The sequence below is a fragment of the Candidatus Solincola tengchongensis genome (genome assembly GCF_015711935.1).
Lineage (GTDB): Bacteria > Actinomycetota > Geothermincolia > Geothermincolales > RBG-13-55-18 > Solincola_A > Solincola_A tengchongensis.
On sequence record NZ_JACVJJ010000081.1, the window covers coordinates 14,934 to 33,538 of the forward strand.

Consider the following 18,605-nt stretch of genomic DNA (forward strand, 5'->3'; position numbering starts at 1 on the left):
AAGGCGGGACGAAGAGTGCTTGCCTCTCCGCGGAGGGAGGAGAAGAAGAGATGATGAGATATGCGATCAGTACAAGATAAAAGCAGATCATGAGCCGAAAAAAGGGCTGGACTGTCCTTCGGGTACGGGAAGGGAAAGGAGGTGGAGGGAATGCTGGGCAAGGCGGTGGATCCGGTCTGCGGCATGAAGATCAAGAAGAAGGAGGCGGCGGCCACTTCGGAGTACAAGGGCCGGACGGTCTATTTCTGCAACCGTTCGTGCAAGGAGGAGTTCGACCGCGACCCGGATAAATACGCTTCCCGCCTGGGAAGGTGAGGGTACAGTGCCTGGCACGGATGGCGAAACACAAGTGCACGGACAGGGAGTTTTCACCCGGCGCGAGCCGGTCGAAGCCGGGAAGGGCACGGAGATGGGCGTGCTCGATGCACGGACGGTGGTCGGAATGAAAGGCGGAGAAGACGACCTCAGCGAATACGCACGTACTCACTGGCAGAACCTGGAAGGCAGCCCCTATCTGCCAAGGCGGCGTGAGGTGGGAACCGTGGTGGGGACGAGAGAGGACCTGGCCGTGGTATCTCTCGCCCGCGGGCGTTACTGCGAGGGGTGCGGTTCCTGCTGCGTGGCGGCCGGGGAGGCGAGCATGCTGGCGGAGGCGCGCAATCCGGTGGGAGCGCGAGTGGGAGACCGGGTGGAGGTGGAGATCCCCGTCAAGGCCGCCCTAAAAGCCGCTTACCTGCTCTACGGAATCCCTCTGCTGGTCTTCCTCCTCGGTCTGGGGGCGGGAGGAGCGCTGGGGAACGCCCTCGCGGGCGGTCGTTTCGGCGTCCCCCTGGGCCTGGCCTCAGGCTTTGCGCTGCTCGCACTCTCCTATATGATGCTGGCCCGCATATACTCACCGCGTTCCCGGGCTTCCTCCGCCTACCGACCTTCCATCACTCGTATCGTGGAAAGGGCCGCCCGCAGGGACGACCCCCCTGGTTCCCCGTCGCAGGGATGAGGCGCCGGAAGCCGCGCCGCCCCCTCCATCCAGGGGCTCGCGGGGCGGCTCGCCGGAAGGGGATGAAAGGCGTTTCACGCGACGGACGTCTTGTGGCACGGTTAGCGCCTCGCGGGGCCCTTTTCGCGAAGCGAAAGGCTTACTGAGGTTTTGTGCACCTTCCCGCATCATAAGCACGTTCCCCCGACGACAGGGCGAAGCCGCGACGAGGAAAGGGATGATGGAACCGTTCCTCGGGCCGCTTGCATGATATGCCATATGGCCCGGTGGGCTATTTCGGTGTGGAAAAGGATGCGGAGGCCGTCTCATCATCCTGCTTGTACGTGCTCTCAAGGAGGAAACGGGAGAATCGCCGACGGGCGAGATCGCGCCGCTTCTTGTGCCCTGGGGCGGAGAGCGTCGGGCGGCGTGAGGATCAGGGTGGTCCTTGTTCTGATATACTTCCCTTGAAAGGGGGTAGAGGGATTGAGCGGCGCAGACGCCGGGAACGTGGTTGGCGGGCTTCCCACTCCGAAAGGGCCCTATTCCCTCAGCGTTACCTGGGAAAACCTGGTATTCGTCTCCGGCCTCCTGGCCGTCAGGAGCGACGGGCATGAGGTCAAGGGGGACGTCCGGGAAGAGGCCATGGTGGTCCTGCGCAACCTGGAGACCGTCCTCCGGGAAGCGGGCAGTGGCCTGGACAGGTTGCTGATGGTCCACGTCTACCTCAAGGAGATCGCCGAACTGCCCGCCTTCAACGAGGTCTACGAGGAGATCGTCCCCCGCCCTTATCCGGCACGCAGCGTTGCCGGTGTGGACCTCCCCGGAGGTTTCCGAGTGGAGTTGGCCGCCGTGGCCCATCGTTGATGGGGGCGGGCGGAAAAAGAGAGCTCCGCCCCCGGATGAGAGGGAAGACGGGCATCCAGGGGCGTTCCGTTCGGGGAGCGCGGCGGGGGCGGGATGACGGGACGGCGGTTGTTTCGGGGTCCGGTCGGACCGCGGTCCGGGCGCACCACGGAGCAGGTAAGGAAGGGGGGACCCATGCCCAGGGTTGTGGTGGCTGCGGTGAAAGAGGGGAACATCGAGGAGGCTCTCCAGGAGGTCTTCCGTCCCTTCGGCGGTGCGGAGGGGGTGCTGGGAGGACGCCGGGAGGCCTTCATCAAGGTCAATGCCGTGGACTTCAAGCCCTACTGCCATACCGACCCCCGCGCGGTCAGGGCCCTGGCCGCCATCCTCTACCGCGCCGGCGCCAGAAGGGTCTATGTGATGGACAACTGCACGCAGGGGAATTTCACGCGACTGGTGTTCAGGGTCAGTGGCCTGGAAAGAGCTGCCAGGGAAGCGGGGGCCGTCCCCCTTTACCTTGACGAGGGGCGCCAGGTGGAGGTGACCCTTCCCACCCTGGGATACCGGGTCCACGTCTCCCGCTGGGTCAAGGAGAGGCTCATGGAGGGAGGGGACGAGAACCTCTACATCTCCCTTCCCAAGCTGAAGACCCACTCCATGGCCACCGTGACCCTGGGGGTCAAGAACCAGTTCGGGCTGATAATGCAGTCCGACCGCATCCGGGACCACAACTGGAACCTGCACCGCAAGTTCGCCGACATCTTCATGCTGGTGAGACCGCATTTCACGGTCATCGAGGGCCTGCACGCCCTCAACCACGGCCATTACGCCCCCGAGGGGTTGGCCGGGGATTGCGTCGAAGAGCTGGGGGTGTTCATCGGCGGAGAGGACACCCTGGCCGTGGACGCCGTGGGGGCCGACCTCCTGGGGATCGACCCCCGGCAGGTGGAGCACTTGAGGCTGGCCGCGGAGGAGGGCCTGGGATGCATCGACTTGGAGGCCATAGAGGTGATCGGCGATCGTGGACCCTTCCGCCGCCGCTACACGCCGGAGCTCCTTCCCGTCTTCCCCCCGGACGTGCGCATACTGGAGGGCGCGGAGAGGTGCTGTCCCGAGGGGTGCAGCCTCAATACCCGTATGGTCCTGCAGATGCTCTACGTGGACTTCCACGGCCGGGGAGGCTTCACCATCTGCATGGGAAAGGGATGGGAAGAAGAGGAGTTGGAGGCCTTGGAGGGCCCGGTATTGGTGGTGGGGGATTGCGCCGCCGAGGAGGCCTACCCGGTACTCCGGGACAGGCTGGGCAGGGGAAAGGTCCGCGTCTCCCCGGGGTGCAACGACCTCAGGGGGGTGCTGGCAAACCTCACGCCGCTCATGGGGATAAACCCCATAAACATGGTGCCTCTTCCGGTCTGGGAGTCCACCTGGCTCCTGGCCAGGGCCATGCTCCACCGCACCACGGCCCGCATCCCACCTCTGTGGGCCAGGTGAGGAACCCTCGCCGTCCGCGGTGGTGCAGGCAGGGCCTGATGCTGGGGGGAGCGGTCAAGCGGCCGGAGAGGTCGGAGGCGCCACATGGGGGCGGTTCGGCAGACGACAGAGGCGATACCTCATGCCCGAAGAAGGAAGGTCGACGCGCCACATTCAATTGGAAGTTGTTGGGAATCGGCTAGCGAAGGCGAGAGGGGTGCGTCTTGGAGGTCAGGGTCGTAGGCAGGCGGGAATGCGGCACCTTGAGGCAGCCGGAGACGGTGGAGGAAATAGATCCATCCCGTCGCGGGAGGTACCCGGTGCTCTACGTCCCCGGGTTCTTCCGCCTCTACGTCCTCTCCGCGGCGCTGCGGCGCCGCCTGCGCAACCTGGATTATGCCGTCTATACTCTCCGCATACCCAACTTCAACTCCGGGGACATACGCTGGAGCGCCAGGGTATTGCTGGACAAGGCTGACGAGCTGCGCGTCCTCTTCGGTGCGGAGAAGGTGGCCCTCGTCGGACAGGGACTTGGGGGCCTGGTGGCCAGGTTCATGGTGGAGAGGTTGGGCGGGAAGGATTTCCTCCACCGCCTGGTCATGCTGGGGACCCCCCACCGCGGCTCCCTCACCTTCTACCTCTTCCTACCCTTCAAAGCTGCCAGGCAGATGCTCCCGCGCAGCGCCTTCCTCAGGAACCTGGACGAGGCCTACAGCGAGGCCTGGGGGGAGGAAAGGCCACCCTACTTTTCGATCTGCACGCCCCTGGACGCGGCGGTGGTCCCCTGGACGAGCTGCCTCCTGCGGGGGGCGGAGAACCTGCGGCCCGGGTGGCCGTGCACGCACATGGGGTTGGTGCGCTCGCGGGGAGTGGCGGGCCTCTTGTCCCTTCTCCTGGAAGGTGAGGCGGACCGAGAGGAACGCCGCCGCGCCGAGGGGGATCAGGTGGCGCTGCGGGACCTGAACAGGACACTGGAGGAGGACCCCCTAAACGACGCCGCTCTCCTGCGCCGCGCCGAGATGCTCATGAAATGGGGTTATTACGGCTCCGCCCTCCGGGACCTCAAGCGGTTGTCCAAGCTGCGCCCCGACCTCCCGGAGCTTTATATCCTCATGGGGAGGGCTTACCGGCACAAGATCCAGTACGACGACAACCCCCTTTACAACCAGGCCATAAGGAACTACAGCCGGGCCATCAGCCTGGAGCCGGGCTCGGCGGAGGCCTACTTCGAAAGGGGAGTCTGCTACGCCCTCCTCAATGCCTGGGGCGAGGCGGTGGACGACTGGGACAGGGCCCTGATCCTCAACCGCGATTATTACCCCGCATACCTCGCGCGGGGCTTGGCCCGCAGGAAGAGGGGGGATATGAGGGGGGCGGAGGAGGACTTCCGGGAGGTGCTTCGTATAAACCCGGGTGACCGCGACGCCTCGCGTTTCCTCTCCGACCTGGGGGCTTGAGGCGACCGGCGGCCACGCCGGAACCCCGGTCGGGAGAGCTCAAGGTATGGTGGTGCCGCCGTCGAATAAGCATAAGGAAGCGCGACGAAGGAGGCATCGCCGCTCTCATGGAGGGACATTCGTGGAGGGAGGGACGCTCGGGGCACGGAACCGGCTCTTCGGGGCGCCGGTTCCGAGCCCTGTTCCTCCTGCCCCTGACCGCTGCTCTACTGCTGGCCCTGGCCCTCCCCCCGGGGACGGGTGGGGCCAGGGCGGGGAGCCTCAGCGGCTGGAGGTTCTGCATCGACCCGGGACACGGAGGCAGCGAGACGGGGGCCGTGGGCCCCACGGGCCTCTTGGAAAAGGACGTCAACCTCAGGGTGGCCCTCAAGCTGCGCGACCTCCTGGTGGCCGAGGGGGCGCAGGTGCTCATGACCCGGGAGAGCGACGTCTACGTGAGCATCTCCCAGCGCTGGCAGATGGCCAACTCCTGGGGGGCGGACCGCTTCATCAGCGTGCACCACAATTCCGTCGACGATCCCGGCGTGAACTACACGGTGACCCTGGTGTCGAAGTACGCCAGCCAGGAATCATTGGCGCTGGCCAATGCGGTGCAGGCCGAGCTGGTGGCGGAGCTCGGGCTTCCCAACAGCGGGGTATGGCAGGTGGATTACTGCGGGGTGCTCAATCACACCACCATGCCGGCCATCCTCACCGAGGCCTCCTTCATCTCCAATCCGCAGCAGGAGCGGCTCCTCAGAGATGACGCCTACCTCTTCCGGGAGGCCCAGGCCATCTTCCGCGGCATCCACATGCCCTCCCGGGTGAGCTTCATCCAGCCGCCCGAGGACCGGCTGTGCGGCGGCACGGTGCAGGTCTCCCTGCAACTTGTGGGCTCGAGCGACCTGCAGCGGCTGGACCTGCTCCTGGACGGGCAGCTCCTCGGCAGCCGCAGCGCGCCGCCCTACGACTTCGCCGTGGATACCTCCGCCCTCCACGACGGGACGCACCAGCTGCAGGCGAAAGCCTATTATCTGAACGGCGGCAGCTCCACCGCGACCCGCGATCTGATAGTGGGAAATACCGCCAGGAAATGGTATTTCGCCGAGGGCACGACGGTGAACGGGTTCGAGGAATGGCTCACCGTGCTCAATCCCAACCGGGAGGCGGTGGACTTCACCGTCTCCTACCACTTTGCCGAGGGCGAGACAATGGTCCGTTCCTACCGGGCGGAGGCGGACACCCGCGTCACCATCCAGGTCGCCGAGGAGGTGGGCCGGGGCAAGGACCTGGGGTTGAGCGTGGAATCCCCGCTTCCCGTGGCGGTGGAGAGGCCCATGTATTTCCTCTACGCCGGTAGGTGGGCCGGAGGCCACGTCAGCTCGGGCACGAACCTCCCCTCCAGGACATGGTATTTCGCGGAAGGTTACACCGGAACGGGTTTCCAGGAATACCTGTGCCTCTTGAACCCCGGGGCCGAGGACGCCCACGTGAGCGTAGAATATTACTCCCAAGGCGGCCTTCTGGCCGAGGAGGAGCTTACGGTGGCGGCGGGAAGGCGCCACACTCTGGACGTGAACCGCAGAGTCGGCCCCGGACAGGAGGTATCCTTAAAGGTGAATTCCGACCGGGATATCGTCGCCGAGCGGCCCATGTACTTCCTCTACGCCGGCAGGCTGGCGGGAGGCCATGTCTCCATGGGGACCAGCAACCCCTCGAATACCTGGTACTTCGCCGAGGGCTACACGGGCTCCGGCTTCCAGGAGTACCTGTGCCTCTACAACCCCAACGGGTACGTCAACCGCGTTTCCATTACCTACCAGACCTCCGGGGGGGCGAACATGTACGATGAGGAATACATACCCCCCTATTCCCGCAGGACGGTGGACGTGAACCGCCGGGCGGGGAGCGGGCTGGAGGTCTCCCTTCTGGTGCAGGGGGAGGGCCCGCTGGTGGCGGAGAGGGCCATCTATCACGATTACTCCAACTGGTGTAAGGGAGGGGACGTGTCCGCGGGCGTCAGAGCGGCCTCCCGCCACTGGTACTTCGCCGAGGGCTACACGGGCCCGGGTTTCGAGGACTGGCTGTGCCTCCAGAACCCGGGGGGAGCGGATTGCTGGGCCTCGGTCTGGGTGCACACCGAGAGCGGCGAGCTCCTGGAGGAGAAGGTCGTCCTTCCCGCCCGTTCCCGGACCACCCTGAAGCTCAATTCCATGGTCCCCTATGAGGAGGGGATATCCGTGTCCGTTCATGCCGAGGGGGAGGTGGTGGCGGAGAGGCCCATATATTTCCGTTATTATAACGGTTGGGCCGGCGGCCACGTCTCCAGCGGTTACGCCCCGGGCATGGAGAGGTGATCTCCCGACAACCTAGGACGGGGGGTTGGGTCGGCGAGGAAAAGGGGAAAAGACCGAGGGGTAGCTCAACGGCGGACGGCGTGGTAGGGGCTCCTGCGGGGAGGGGAGGAGGGTGAGGCGGCGGGAAGGGCGAAGGTATGGAGCGGCGGGAAGTAGAATATTGAGGAAGAGCCGAGGTTCGCATTGATGAACGGGTTCACAAGGAGGTCATGATGAAGGGACTTGCGAGCAAGATACTCATCGTGCTGGGGATAATCCTCATCCTGGCGGCCATCCTCTGGTGGGCCATCGCCGTCAACGCCATGGTGAAACTGCCGGATGACGTGGACGTGGTCAACAAATACGAGGGCGAGATCACCTGGTACGTGGACCCCGCGACCCATCAGCCTCTTCCGGAGGGCGAGGAGTTGAAACTGCCCCTGGAGGTGACGCAGAAGATAGTGTCCCTGGCCGAGGAGTTCGACTCCTCCACCGGTCCCCTGAAGGAGACCATCGAGTTGAAGATAGGGGGTATGGCCCAGCAGCCGCAGGAGTTCGTCTACGTGCTGGACCGCAAGACCTTGGAGAACGTGAAGGACGACCGCGCTTATGCTTGGAGCAAGGACAACGTGGTGGACCGCGAGGGCGCTTATTATCCCCTCTTCCCTTTCGACACCTCCAAGGACGAATCTTACAAATTATGGAAGAACGAGATAGGGGACGCGGTGGAGGTGGAGTTCGTAAGCGAGGAGGACAAGGAGGGGATCACCGTCTACAACTTCAAACTGGCCTTCGAGGATAAAGAGGTGGTCGAGGCCTACATCTTGGGGATGGGCTTTCCCACATCCACGAGCTTCGAGGAGTTGAAGCCCATCCTCAAGGCCGCAGGCGTGGACGTCGACGGCTTCCTGGCGCTGGCCGCCCAGGCCATGCAACCCGCCGACCTGCTGGCCCTACAGAAGGCGCTGCAGGCGGAGATACCCCTGAAGTACCTCTGGTCGGCGGAGCAGGAGATGTCCGTGGATCCCAAGACCGGCACCCCGGTGGACATCTACAAGAGCGCGGAGAGCCTGACCTACAAGCTGGACATGGAGGGTCTTTCCGGTCTGCAGGCCATACTGGCCAAATACGTCAACGATCCCCGGCTGGGCCCGGCCATCGCCCAGCTCGCCGGACTGCAGTCCCAGATGGGCGAGGCCAGGAAGGTGTTCTCCTACGAGTATGCCAGCACCCAGGACACGGTGAAGGCCGGCGTGGAGGACGCCAAGAAAGGGGCCGGGAGCATAAACCTGGTGAAGGTGTACATCCCCTGGGCCCTGCTCATCGTTGGCGCGCTGGTGCTCATCGTGGGCTTGCTCCTGGGCGGAGGCCCGGCGCCGGAGCAGGCGGAGGAAGAATAGGCAACAAGGAAACGGCGGCGGTATCTGGAGATTCGGATGCGGGGGGCCATGCCTCCCGCATCTCCTTTTCCGTTCCGGGAAAAGGGTCCCGCGGGGGTCATTGTGCCCCGAAGCTGAGAGTAGGATAATCGTCTCGGGCGGATGATTCCGGCGTTCCGTGACCCGGTCTGGAAGATTATGTAAGGAGAGGAATTGGAGGAGCGTTTCCCGGAGCGGCACTGTCCCTTGTGCAACGCGCTCCTGGAGGAAATGCCCGAGGAGGGTTGTTTCCGCTGCCGGAAATGCCTATCCCTGTCCCGCTTCAGCGGCGAGGAGCTGCTGGCCATGGACATCCCGGGGTATTACCCGCGCCTCGAGGAACTGCGCCGTCGCAACCTGGAGATCATCACTCTCATCGAGGCCGAGGGCATGAAGGGGGATTGGCGGGACATGAGGAGCATCCGTAGCCTGCACGAGGAGAGGCAGAGGGTGCTCTCCGAGTACAACTTCCTGAGCTATTTCCAACAGTTCGTGGACCGGTGGTGAGGAGCGGCGTCGGGTAGGCGGGGCGGTCGGGGATGTCGGGTACCCCGATGGCGGGCCCAGCCTACGTATGACGGTTCGTATGCGAGAGGCTCGCCGGCGCGGGAGGCCGGTCGGGGGAACCCGGCTTGGTGGAGATGCGTCATAAACCCCCGGAGTAGGCCGGGAAAGGAGGTAAGGAGGTTTGTCGAGGCAGAGGATGAGCAACTGGAAGAAGCTTCTCTCGTTCCTCGCACCCAAGAGCGGGGTGGCGCGCTGGGCGTTCCTCCTTCTGGCGGCCCTGGGCGTCTTCCTTCTGGCCGCTTCCACGGTGACCGTTCTCGCCGACTCCCGCCATCGGGGGGAGATGTTTCCCAACACCGTGGTGCTGGGGATAGACGTGACCGGCATGACCCGGGAAGAGGCCGTGGCGAGGGTCAAAGAGGAGGCCGTAGCTCCTCTCATGACCCCTTTGACCCTGAGCTTCCGTGGGCGGCAGTGGGTAATCGACCCCCGGGAGCTCAACCTGCACGTGGACGCGGAAGCCCTGGTGGACCTGGCCTACCGGACGGGCTGGGAGAGGTCGGTCTTCGAGCGCGCCCTGCGCAGGGCCTTCAACCGTCCACTGGACATCAACATCGGCCTGGAGTATTCGCTGGATCGTGACCTGCTGACCAGGAAGCTGAACGCCGTGGCCGCGGAGATCTACTGCGAGGTCGTCAACGCCTCCCTGAATTTCGACTTCAGCACCGGAAAGCTCACCTTTCATCCCTCCCGGGACGGTCTACGCATGGACGTGGAGGCCACCCTGCGGGTGGTCGAGGAAGCCCTCCTTTCCCCAAATCGGATTGTGGAGCCGGTGGTGGCGGTGACGCCCCCTTCCCTTAAGAGCGAGGACGTGCAGACCGTCCTGGTAGTGGACATCATGGGCAACACCCTCAAGTGGTACAACAAGGACACCCTGATCAAGACCTATTACGTGGCCACCGGCGAGCCCAAATACCCGACCCCACTGGGAAAGTTCTACATCATCCGCAAGGAGGCCAACCCGGTGTGGATAAACCCCAACACCGAGTGGTCGAAGAACATGCCCCCGCGCATCGAGCCGGGGCCGGACAACCCCCTGGGGGCCAGGGCCCTGGTAACCAGCGCCGCGGGGGGCACGGTGCTCATCCACGGGACGAAGAACCTTGTGCCCGGGCTGCATTCCCACGGCTGCATTCGCATGGCCAACTGGGCGATCATCGAACTCTTCGACCACGTGAACGTGGGGACGCCGGTCTTCATCTGGACCTCCAAACCTGTGCCGCTGCCGCCTCCCGAGGAGGGACCGCCGGTGGGCCCGGAGGACCCCGGGCTCGGCGCCACCGGGAACTCCGGCGCGGTCGACACCACGCATTGAGAGAGGCGGGGACGGCCTTGCCGGGCGTCGCTCGGGCCACGCGCGGGCGGGAGAAGCGGGGGAACAGCATGTCTTTCCACGTCCTGTCCGGAGAGGATGGCGGCGACCCAGCTCGGCATCATGCGGGAGGGAAGGGGATACCGAAGCCGAGGCCGCTTCCCGGGCCGGTGGAGGGGGAAGAGCGTAGGTAAGGATCTTCACATGGAAGCAGGAGCGGTGCGGGCGAGGCGGATTTAGGTCCTCACCGTGCCCGTCCTGTCCGGTACCGGGAGCCTTGTCCCGGTATCGGCGGGCTGAGCCGGTGCTAAGAGAGGGGAAAGGAGGGCGTTTGCCGTGAGGGTGGCGGTGGTGGGGGCGGGGGCGATGGGGAGCCTGGCAGCCCACATCCTGACCGAGGTGGGAGCGGATGTGGTCGTCTACGATACGCGTGGGGACAGGCTGGCTTCCCTGGCCTCGGAGGGGTTACGTTTACGGGGAGCCCTGGAGGGGGAGAGCCGGCCGGAGGTGAGACACCCCTCGGAGGGCGGCACTCCTTTCGACGCCTTCGTCGTGGCGGTGAAGGCGCACGCCACAGCCGAGGCCCTTCGGCCTTTGAGCCCTTTCGTGCACCGTGAGACCCTCTACGTGTCCTTGCAGGAGGGCAGCGCCTGGGAGGTCCTGGGTGAGCTGGTAGGACGCGAGAGGGCATGCGTCGCCCTGGCTTGGGTCTCAGCGGTGGAGGCGGAGGACGGCGCCGTGGAGGTGGAGGAATGCCGCGCCCTGGTGGTGGGGCCGGCAACGGGCGCGGAGGGGGCATCGCGATACCCGGGATTTGGCGACCTGGTCGGAGCTCTCCGGGATGGGTTCCCCGGGCATCTGGCGACGGCCGCCGACCCGGTGAAGGTCACCCTCGCCCGGCTGCGCTCCGCGGCTCCGGTGAGCGCCCTGTGCGCTCTGGGAGGCGCCGGGCCGAGTGCGCTGCGTGGCCGGAGGGATGTCGGGGAATGGCTTGGGGAGGCGGTGGCGGAGGCCACCCGGGTGGCGGCATCACTGGGCCTGGAGCTGCCGGACCTCGAGGACCTCTGGGAGGACGCGGTATGGGACCGGCTTCCGCCTCCCATGCTCCGGGACGTGATGGCAGGCGGGGCGACGGAGAGGGACCACACGACCGGCTTCCTGGTGCGCGAGGCCTCGCGTTGCGGCATCAGGGTCCCCCTGCTCAGCGCACTGCACTCCCTGCTGGCCGAGGTGGAGAGGGGGGAGCGGACTCCGGGCGAGCCCCTCCTCCGCGAACTGCGCCGCCGCTTCTCCGAGGAACGCGGCATGTCCCTGATGTGAACGGCGGGAAGTGGCGGGAGAGCGCGAGGGATCAGCGGCGCAAGAGGAGGTCCCTGAGTTCCTTCCTGGAAGGTTTTCCCAGAATGGTCCGGGGGAGCTCCGCGAGGAAGGTCATGCGCTGCGGCACCTTGTAGTAGACCAGGTGCCCCCTGGCGAACTCGATGAGTTCCGAAGCGGTGGCCTCCCTTCCAGGCTCGAGGACCACGAAGGCGTGCACCACCTCGCCGCGGACCGGGTCCGGCTCGCCCACCACGGCCGCCTCGCGTACGGCGGGGTGCCGCTCCAGGACCTGCTCCACCTCCGAGGGATAGAGGTTGAACCCCCCGGTGATGATCAAGTCCTTCTTGCGCTCCACGATGTACAGGTAGCCGTCCTCATCCAGGTAACCTATGTCCCCCGTGTGGAGCCATCCTCCGCGTAGGGCCCTCTCCGTCTCCGCCGGGTCCTTGAAGTACCCCTTCATCACGTTGGGGCCCCGCACGCAGATCTCTCCCGGGCTCCCGGGGGGCAGCTCACGCTCGAAGTCGTCCCGGATGCTCACCTCCACCCCGTGGATGGGGGGGCCCACGGAGCCCGGCTTCACCGGGATGTCCGGACGCTGACAGGAGACCACCGGGGAGGCCTCGGTCAAACCGTAACCCTCGTAGATGTAGACGCCGAATTTCTCCTTGAAGGCCAGCAGGATGTCCTCCGGCAGGGGAGCCGCCCCGCTCTGCAGGCGTTTCCAGCTGCGCACGTTGTAGCGGCCGGCGTGCGGGTGGTTGAGGAGTTGAATGAACATGGTGGGGACGCCGGTTATGGAACGTATGTGGTATTTCTCCGTGCACCGGAACACCTCCTCGGGGTCGAACCAGCGCATGAGCACGCAGGACAGCCCCCGTATGCCGGGGAGCAGGGAGACGGTGAGCCCGTAGGAGTGGGCCAGGGGGAGGGCGGAAAGGGCCACCTCGTCCTGTGTCACCCGGTTGGTCTCCACCACCGAATAGGCGTTGCTCCCCAGGTTGCGGTGGGTGAGCATGACCCCCTTGGGCCTTCCCGTGGTCCCCGAGGTGTAGAGGATGACGGCCACGTCGTCGTCGGAGAGGTCCGGCCGGGTCTCCAGGGTTTCCGGCTGCCCCTCGGTCATCTCCCGCAGGGAGAGAAGGCCTTTCTCCTCCCCCTCGCAGAGGATGACCCTGCCGCTCTCGAAGAGGCGGGGACAGGCCAGCCGTGCCTTTTCCAGGAGGTTGGGGGTGGTGGCCAGGTAGGCGGCCTCCGAGTGTTCGGCCATCCAGGCCAGTTCCTCGGCGCTGATGAGGAACATGGTGGGGCAGAAGACGATGCCCGTCTTGACACAGGCACCGAGGAGGTGGGAGAAGGCGGGGACGTTCTCCATGTGCACCAGGAGGACCTGCCCGGGCTCGAGGCCCAGCTGCAGGAGGGCGTGGCCGATCCGGCATACCTCCCGGTATATCTCCAGGTTGGTATAGGTGCGGTCCTCGAAGTTCAGAAGCACGTATTCCGGATGCTTGACCAGTTCACGGTCGAAGAGGTCCGTGAGGATGGTCATATCTCCACTACCCCCGCCTCCGGCTTATGAGAACACTTGTAATTCGTCCACCCCCGCGTGGAGGTTCCAGGAAAGATTTTACCCTCCGGGACTCCTGCCCGCTACCGGCGCAGGAAGTCCACCAGTCTTCCTACCTTCACCGCGCCCTGGGGGCACAGTTCGTAGCAGCAATAGCAGCCGATGCAGCGCGTGGTGTCGAAACGCGGGTAGTCCTCGAGTGTTATAGCCTCCGCAGGGCATCCCCGTACACAGGAGGCGCAGGCGGTGCATCTCTTGCGGTCCACGCTCAAGCGGGGGCGGGAGAGGCGCCGGAATACGGTGCGCTGCAGGATGCCGCCCGGGTCGAGGCGGGCCAGGGTGGAGGGGACCCGGAAGCCGGGTACGGGATCGATGTGGCCTTCAACCTGGATCTCCTCCAGCCGTGCGGGGGCGAGCCCTCTCTCGGTGGCGCATCTCTGGGAAGGTACCTTGAGAGGGTCCACGCCCATGAGGCGGCACGCGGCGAGGTCCACCGCCCCGCCGTTGTCGGAGGAGAGGAGCAGTCCCACCTCTCGCAGCGACCCTCCGGAGGGCCCGTTCCCCTCCATCCCGATGACGGCGTCCATGATCACTAGGTCGGGGGGGCGCAGGGCGTAGATTTCCACCAGCAGCTCCCCGAAGTGCTCCGGCCTGGGGGCTACAGAGTGCAGGCGGGCTTTTTCCCCACCCACAAGGAGTCCGTAACTGTTCTTGATGGCGCCGGTTATCACCGTGGAGATGTGGGTCTTGAACTTGGGGACGGATATCCAGTGGTCCACCTCGAAGACCTCGGAGCATACGGAGACATGGTCCGCGTGCGGGGATTGGAGCCTCACCGTGCGGGGCCGCAGGCTGAGGTTCACGAAGTCCTCGCCCGCCGCGCTGTCCATCCCGGTCACCCGGGCCATGCGCGCCACCATCCCGTAACCCCTCACCCCGGGGTTGTCGCCCACCATGACCCGGCAGCCTCGCCGGCGAAGTTCCCGGCGTAGGGCCTTCACCAGAAGGGGATGGGTGATGACCCCCGAATCGGGGGGGAAGGGGCCCAGGAGGTTGGGCTTTACCAGGACCTTCTTTCCGGACCACTCGATTCCGCTGCGGTCCAGCATCTCGGAGACCAGGGGAGAGAGGGTCTCCTCCCGGTAACCGGATGCCTGCCTCACCAGAAGATAGGCCATGTCCCTCCTCGCCTCGGGCCCGGCCCGCGGTTGGGGCCCGGAAATGGATGCCGACCATGTGAATATAACACCCTTGCGTCCTTTTATCAGCACCGGCCAGCGCGCCGGCCTCGGTGAGACGCAGCGGGGAAACCTGAAGGGTTGTGACGAAAGGAGGGAGAAAAAATTTAATATAATGGAGGCTCGAGGCGGGGGTTTCATCACTTAGATTTAGCGCTCCGCTCCTGGGCGGAAGGGTGCCCGTTGTGAGGGAAGGAGGAAGGTTGAAGTTCTTCGCGAGCCTATGCCGTGACCACGCGTGGTTGGTGGTCCTGGCCTGCATCGCCGTCACCGTTCCCGTGGCCGCAGGCATGGGTTTCATCCAGGTCAAGGCGGGACAGAAGGACCTCATACCCACCAAGTACGAGGCCTCACGGACCATCAAGGACGTGGACCGCCTCTTCGGCGGCATCAACACCGAGGTCCCCATGGTGGAAAGCGAGTACCTCCTCTCTTATCCCATGATCAAGAAGTTCCTCCTCCTGGAGGATAAGATGGCGGATGAGGTGGGTGAGGAATATTACGTGAGCGTGGAGCACTTCCTCTCCGGCTTCGCCCGCAACATGATGAACGAGGCCCGCAAGCAGTACGGGCCGATGGTCAAGGACATCTCCACCATCATCCGTTTCGGCGAGGGTACCATGGTCCCCGATCCTTCCGACCCCGGGAAGACCCTCCCCTTCGAGGAGGTCCTGGAGAAGGGGGTGCAGCAGTACCTGGCCAATCCCGTGGCCCGCAGGTGGACGGTGGAGAAGGAGGGCTCGGCACTCCTTTCCCGCGACAACCGTTACGCCGCCATATGGATAAAGGTCAACCCCGACCTGAACACGGAGGAATCGAGAGAGGCGGCCCGCCGTTTCGAGGATTTCTTCCACTCCTACTTCGAGGACGGGGAGGTACCGGCCACGGTGACGGTGACCGGCGATCCCTCCATCGACCGCGACCTGGAGAGCTACGTCATGCAGAGCACCTGGCTCCTGGCCCTGATAGCCGTGCTGGTGCTCATGGCCCTCCTCTACCTCACCTTCCAACGGCTGACGGACATCTTCCTTCCCCTCCTGGTCATCGTGGTCTCCGCGGTGTGGATATACGGGCTGATGGGCTGGCTGCACATACCCTACACCATGGTCTCCGCCGTGCTCGGTCCGCTTGTCCTGGGCATCAGCCTGGGAAACCTGGTCTATATGATGAGCCGCTTCTACGAGGAGTTCGGCATCCGCAGGGACCAGAGGGAGGCCGCCTACCGGGCGGTGGTCACCGTGGGGGTGGCCATCTTCCTGGCCTGCATCACGACCTTCTTCGGCTTCGCCTCCTTCGGCTTCTCGGACTTCGACGCTTTGCAGCAGTTCGGTTTCATGGGCGCGGCGGGGATAGCGGTGTGTTTCGTGCTCAGCGTGACCCTCCTTCCCGCCCTCATGGTCCTGCGGGAGAACCGCAGGTTGCGGCGGGGGAGCTCCAGGGTGCCGCGTGGGGTGGCCATCTTCGCCGCCGGGGGGACTTCGCGTTATGACCGCCTCATGGAGAGGATCTCCGGCATCTCCCAGGACCGGCCGCGGGCCGTGGTGGCCATCTACGTACTGCTCGTCCTGGCCTGCGTGCTGGGCACCTTCCGCCTCACCACCACCCCGGACCTCCGAGCCCTGGCCCCCCAGGACATATCCTCTCTCCAGGCTCAGTACCGTCAGGAGCGCGTCTTCGGGGGCATGCAGCAGGACGTGCTGCTGATCACCGGCGACGTTCTCGACCCCCAGGTCCTTCTGGCCATGCGGCGCTTCCAGGAGGAGGTAGCCTCCACCCCATATTTCACCCCTAACGGGAGTTCGAGCATCGCCGAGCTGATCCAGGACTTCCGCACGGAGATGGGGAAGGTGGAGCCCGGGGCGGAATCGGCGGCCGCCCTTCCGGCGACGCCAGAGGAGGCGGAGGAGGACCTCGCCTCCATCGCCCGGCTCTTCGGTCCCCAGGAGGGCAACCTCATATCCGCCGATCACCGCGCTGCCCTGATAAGCATCTTCAGCGAGGGGGCCAGGGATAACCGCGAGATGATGGAGAAGGACCGCGTGCTGCGCGAGGCCGCGGAGAAGTGTTTCGGTGCCCTGGATGTGGGTTACCGGCTGGGCGGGATAACCCCCATGACCGTGGCCATGCTCGGCAACCTGGTGCCCACGCAGATCCGCACCGCCATCCTCGCCTTGCTGCTCTCCGGCTTGGTGCTGGTGGTCATCTTCCGTTCCCTGACTTACGGGCTTGCCACCCTCACCGTGCTCATCGCCGGGGTGGCGGCGGAGTTGGGCTTCCTGGCCCTCATGGGTTGGACCCTGGACATGATGACCGTCCTGGTGGCCTCCATGATCATCGGGATGGGAATCGACTACGGCATCCACGTCACCCACCGCTTCCTCGAGGAGTATTCCCCTCACGAGGTGAGCGTGGCCGAGGCCCTGGACATCTCCGTGGTCCGGGTGGGCAAACCACTACTGGCCAGTGTGGTCTCCACCGGGGGCGCCTTCCTCATCATCTCGCTTTCCAAGATGGCTCCCATACGCCGTTTCGGGCTGATCACCGCCGTCTCCCTGGCCGTCTCCCTGGCGGCCAGCCTATTGGTCCTGCCCTCCGTCATCACCCTCATCACCAGGGGTAAGCCCCAGCCCCGCGCCGAGTGGGAGGAGGAAGCGGAGCCCGAGGCGGTCACTCCAGCTTGAGCAGGCGGGCGAAGGCCCTGCCCCTCGCGCCCTTGCCAGGGGTAAGCCCCAGCCCCGCGCCGAGTGGGAGGAGGAAGCGGAGCCCGAGGCGGTCACTCCAGCTTGAGCAGGCGGGCGAAGGCCCTGCCCCTCGCGCCCTTGCCAGGGGTAAGCCCCAGCCCCGCGCCGAGTGGGAGGAGGAAGCGGAGCCCGAGGCGGTCACTCCAGCTTGAGCAGGCGGGCGAAGGCCCTGCCCATGATGATGTCGATTTCCTCCGGGGTGAAGGAGACCTCGGGACAGGGACTCAGGTCGGGCTCGGTCACCGCCTTTACCCAGCGGTCCCAGGGGCAGAGGACGTTGAGATAGGGGCCGTCGGTGCCGAAGAAGACCCTCCAGGGGCCTATCTCGTCCAGGACGGTGCGCAACATGCGATAGAACTTCTCCGGATGACTGTTGAAGATGATCTGCCAACCGGAGAAGTCGAAATAGACGTTGGTCTTGATGCCCGCCACCATGAGGGCCTCCTCCCAGAGCTGGTGGGCCACGTGGGCCATGATGATGGGCAGGTCGGGGAAGTCGGCGGCCACGTCGTCCACGTGGATGGGCTGGGCGAAGCGGAACTTCATGGGCGCCGGCTGGCTCCCGGTATGGAAGAGTACCGGGATGCCGTACTCCACGCATTTCTCGTAGAAGGGATAGACCACAGGGTCATGTGGAAAATAACCCGAGGTGGGGTGGAGCTTTAAGCCCTTCATGCCCCATTCCTCCACGCCGCGCCTGAAGAGGTCCAGGGCCCCCGGGCGGCGGGGATCGACGGTGAAGAAGGGGATGAGGCGGTCGGGAAAGCGTCTGGCAGCCTCGGCGATCATGCGGTTCTGGTCCTCGATGGATACCGCGGGCTCGCCGGCCAATAGGCCGTAGTCCACGGCGAAGATGCAGGCCTTGTCCACCCCGGCGGCGTCCATGGCGGCCACCGTCTTCTCGCCGGTGGTGTCGGAGAGCACGGGCATAAGGTTGTCCACCAGGGTCCCCGGATCGGGGTATTCACCCGTGGCCCGGCCCACGGGGATGGTGGCCACCCGGGCCATGCCGATGAAGAAGCTGCGGTCTATCCAGCCCTCACCCACCAGATGCACGTGGCTGTCGATGATCATGGCTTGACCTCCCCTCGACTCGCTACTCCGAAGCCTTTCGCCCCGTCCTTTCCAGCCTTCCATCTAAGTATATGGCCGGTGAAGCCTTTCGTCAAACCGAAGAGCCCCTTCGTTGCTGTCTACAAAAAGTAGGCACCCCATCCCGACAAAACCTCAACACGCTATCCTCTCATGTCCCGCAAGCGCCTTGAGGACGTCCTTCACCCAGGGGTCTCCGCTCCTTGTCTCAAGAAGCGGCATGTGCTTTTCGAGCCAGGCTTCGGGATTCCTCCTCACCTCCTTTCTGAGGGAGGCCATGGCC

The 18,605-nt window shown here is 65.1% G+C and carries 14 protein-coding genes; 11 read left to right on the forward strand and 3 right to left on the reverse strand.

Annotation, left to right across the window (positions count from 1 at the left end; translation table 11 throughout):
* The first annotated feature begins 150 nt into the window (after positions 1-150).
* From H7007_RS07030 to H7007_RS13705, 10 genes are all read left to right on the forward strand, one after another.
* Complete coding sequence (locus tag H7007_RS07030) at positions 151-315, forward strand: YHS domain-containing protein (protein ID WP_287154247.1); 165 nt, start codon at positions 151-153, stop codon at positions 313-315.
* Between the two features lie 127 nt (positions 316-442).
* Positions 443-997 (forward strand): SoxR reducing system RseC family protein, encoded by a 555-nt coding sequence (locus H7007_RS07035; RefSeq protein ID WP_287154226.1) that lies wholly within the window; start codon positions 443-445, stop codon positions 995-997.
* Positions 998-1,462: 465 nt separating this feature from the next.
* Positions 1,463-1,843 carry a RidA family protein gene (locus H7007_RS07040; protein WP_287154228.1) on the forward strand — a complete coding sequence of 127 codons (381 nt, stop codon included), beginning with the start codon at positions 1,463-1,465 and terminating at the stop codon, positions 1,841-1,843.
* Between the two features lie 174 nt (positions 1,844-2,017).
* Positions 2,018-3,313, forward strand: a complete 1,296-nt coding sequence (locus tag H7007_RS07045; RefSeq protein WP_287154229.1) for a DUF362 domain-containing protein — start codon at positions 2,018-2,020, stop codon at positions 3,311-3,313.
* 203 nt (positions 3,314-3,516) lie between these two features.
* Positions 3,517-4,749 carry a tetratricopeptide repeat protein gene (locus H7007_RS07050; RefSeq protein ID WP_287154230.1) on the forward strand — a complete coding sequence of 411 codons (1,233 nt, stop codon included), beginning with the start codon at positions 3,517-3,519 and terminating at the stop codon, positions 4,747-4,749.
* Between the two features lie 107 nt (positions 4,750-4,856).
* Positions 4,857-7,085 (forward strand): DUF5719 family protein, encoded by a 2,229-nt coding sequence (locus tag H7007_RS07055; RefSeq protein ID WP_287154232.1) that lies wholly within the window; start codon positions 4,857-4,859, stop codon positions 7,083-7,085.
* 212 nt (positions 7,086-7,297) lie between these two features.
* Positions 7,298-8,464 (forward strand): porin PorA family protein, encoded by a 1,167-nt coding sequence (locus tag H7007_RS07060; protein ID WP_287154233.1) that lies wholly within the window; start codon positions 7,298-7,300, stop codon positions 8,462-8,464.
* Positions 8,465-8,656: 192 nt separating this feature from the next.
* Positions 8,657-8,989, forward strand: coding sequence for a hypothetical protein (locus tag H7007_RS07065; RefSeq protein WP_287154234.1), 333 nt, complete (start codon positions 8,657-8,659; stop codon positions 8,987-8,989).
* Positions 8,990-9,170: 181 nt separating this feature from the next.
* Entirely contained in the window at positions 9,171-10,367 is a 1,197-nt protein-coding gene (locus H7007_RS07070) for a L,D-transpeptidase family protein (RefSeq protein ID WP_287154236.1), read from the forward strand.
* Between the two features lie 333 nt (positions 10,368-10,700).
* Positions 10,701-11,684, forward strand: coding sequence for a ketopantoate reductase family protein (locus H7007_RS13705; RefSeq protein ID WP_287154238.1), 984 nt, complete (start codon positions 10,701-10,703; stop codon positions 11,682-11,684).
* Between the two features lie 31 nt (positions 11,685-11,715).
* Here the strand turns inward: H7007_RS13705 and H7007_RS07080 are convergent, their stop codons facing one another.
* Both H7007_RS07080 and H7007_RS07085 read right to left on the reverse strand, forming a co-directional pair.
* Positions 11,716-13,233 carry a class I adenylate-forming enzyme family protein gene (locus tag H7007_RS07080; RefSeq protein WP_287154240.1) on the reverse strand — a complete coding sequence of 506 codons (1,518 nt, stop codon included), beginning with the start codon at positions 13,231-13,233 and terminating at the stop codon, positions 11,716-11,718.
* A 101-nt stretch (positions 13,234-13,334) separates the two neighbouring features.
* Complete coding sequence (locus tag H7007_RS07085; protein WP_287154242.1) at positions 13,335-14,429, reverse strand: DUF362 domain-containing protein; 1,095 nt, start codon at positions 14,427-14,429, stop codon at positions 13,335-13,337.
* Between the two features lie 263 nt (positions 14,430-14,692).
* On the opposite strand from H7007_RS07085, the gene H7007_RS07090 reads away from it, so the two are divergent.
* Positions 14,693-17,170, forward strand: coding sequence for an efflux RND transporter permease subunit (locus H7007_RS07090; RefSeq protein WP_287154244.1), 2,478 nt, complete (start codon positions 14,693-14,695; stop codon positions 17,168-17,170).
* 198 nt (positions 17,171-17,368) lie between these two features.
* On the opposite strand, the gene H7007_RS07095 is transcribed toward H7007_RS07090, so the two are convergent.
* On the reverse strand, positions 17,369-18,304 hold the full coding sequence (locus tag H7007_RS07095) for an amidohydrolase family protein (protein WP_287154246.1): 936 nt from the start codon (positions 18,302-18,304) through the stop codon (positions 17,369-17,371).
* Positions 18,305-18,605: the final 301 nt, after the last annotated feature.

Bases quoted from the DNA above. Each gene is read 5' to 3' on its own strand.
- H7007_RS07030 (WP_287154247.1), top strand. From the start codon at position 151: ATGCTGGGCAAGGCGGTGGATCCGGTCTGCGGCATGAAGATCAAGAAG.
- H7007_RS07035 (WP_287154226.1), top strand. From the start codon at position 443: ATGAAAGGCGGAGAAGACGACCTCAGCGAATACGCACGTACTCACTGG.
- H7007_RS07045 (WP_287154229.1), top strand. From the start codon at position 2,018: ATGCCCAGGGTTGTGGTGGCTGCGGTGAAAGAGGGGAACATCGAGGAG.
- H7007_RS07055 (WP_287154232.1), top strand. From the start codon at position 4,857: ATGGAGGGACATTCGTGGAGGGAGGGACGCTCGGGGCACGGAACCGGC.
- H7007_RS07060 (WP_287154233.1), top strand. From the start codon at position 7,298: ATGAAGGGACTTGCGAGCAAGATACTCATCGTGCTGGGGATAATCCTC.
- H7007_RS07080 (WP_287154240.1), bottom strand. From the start codon at position 13,233: ATGACCATCCTCACGGACCTCTTCGACCGTGAACTGGTCAAGCATCCG.
- H7007_RS07085 (WP_287154242.1), bottom strand. From the start codon at position 14,429: ATGGCCTATCTTCTGGTGAGGCAGGCATCCGGTTACCGGGAGGAGACC.
- H7007_RS07095 (WP_287154246.1), bottom strand. From the start codon at position 18,304: ATGATCATCGACAGCCACGTGCATCTGGTGGGTGAGGGCTGGATAGAC.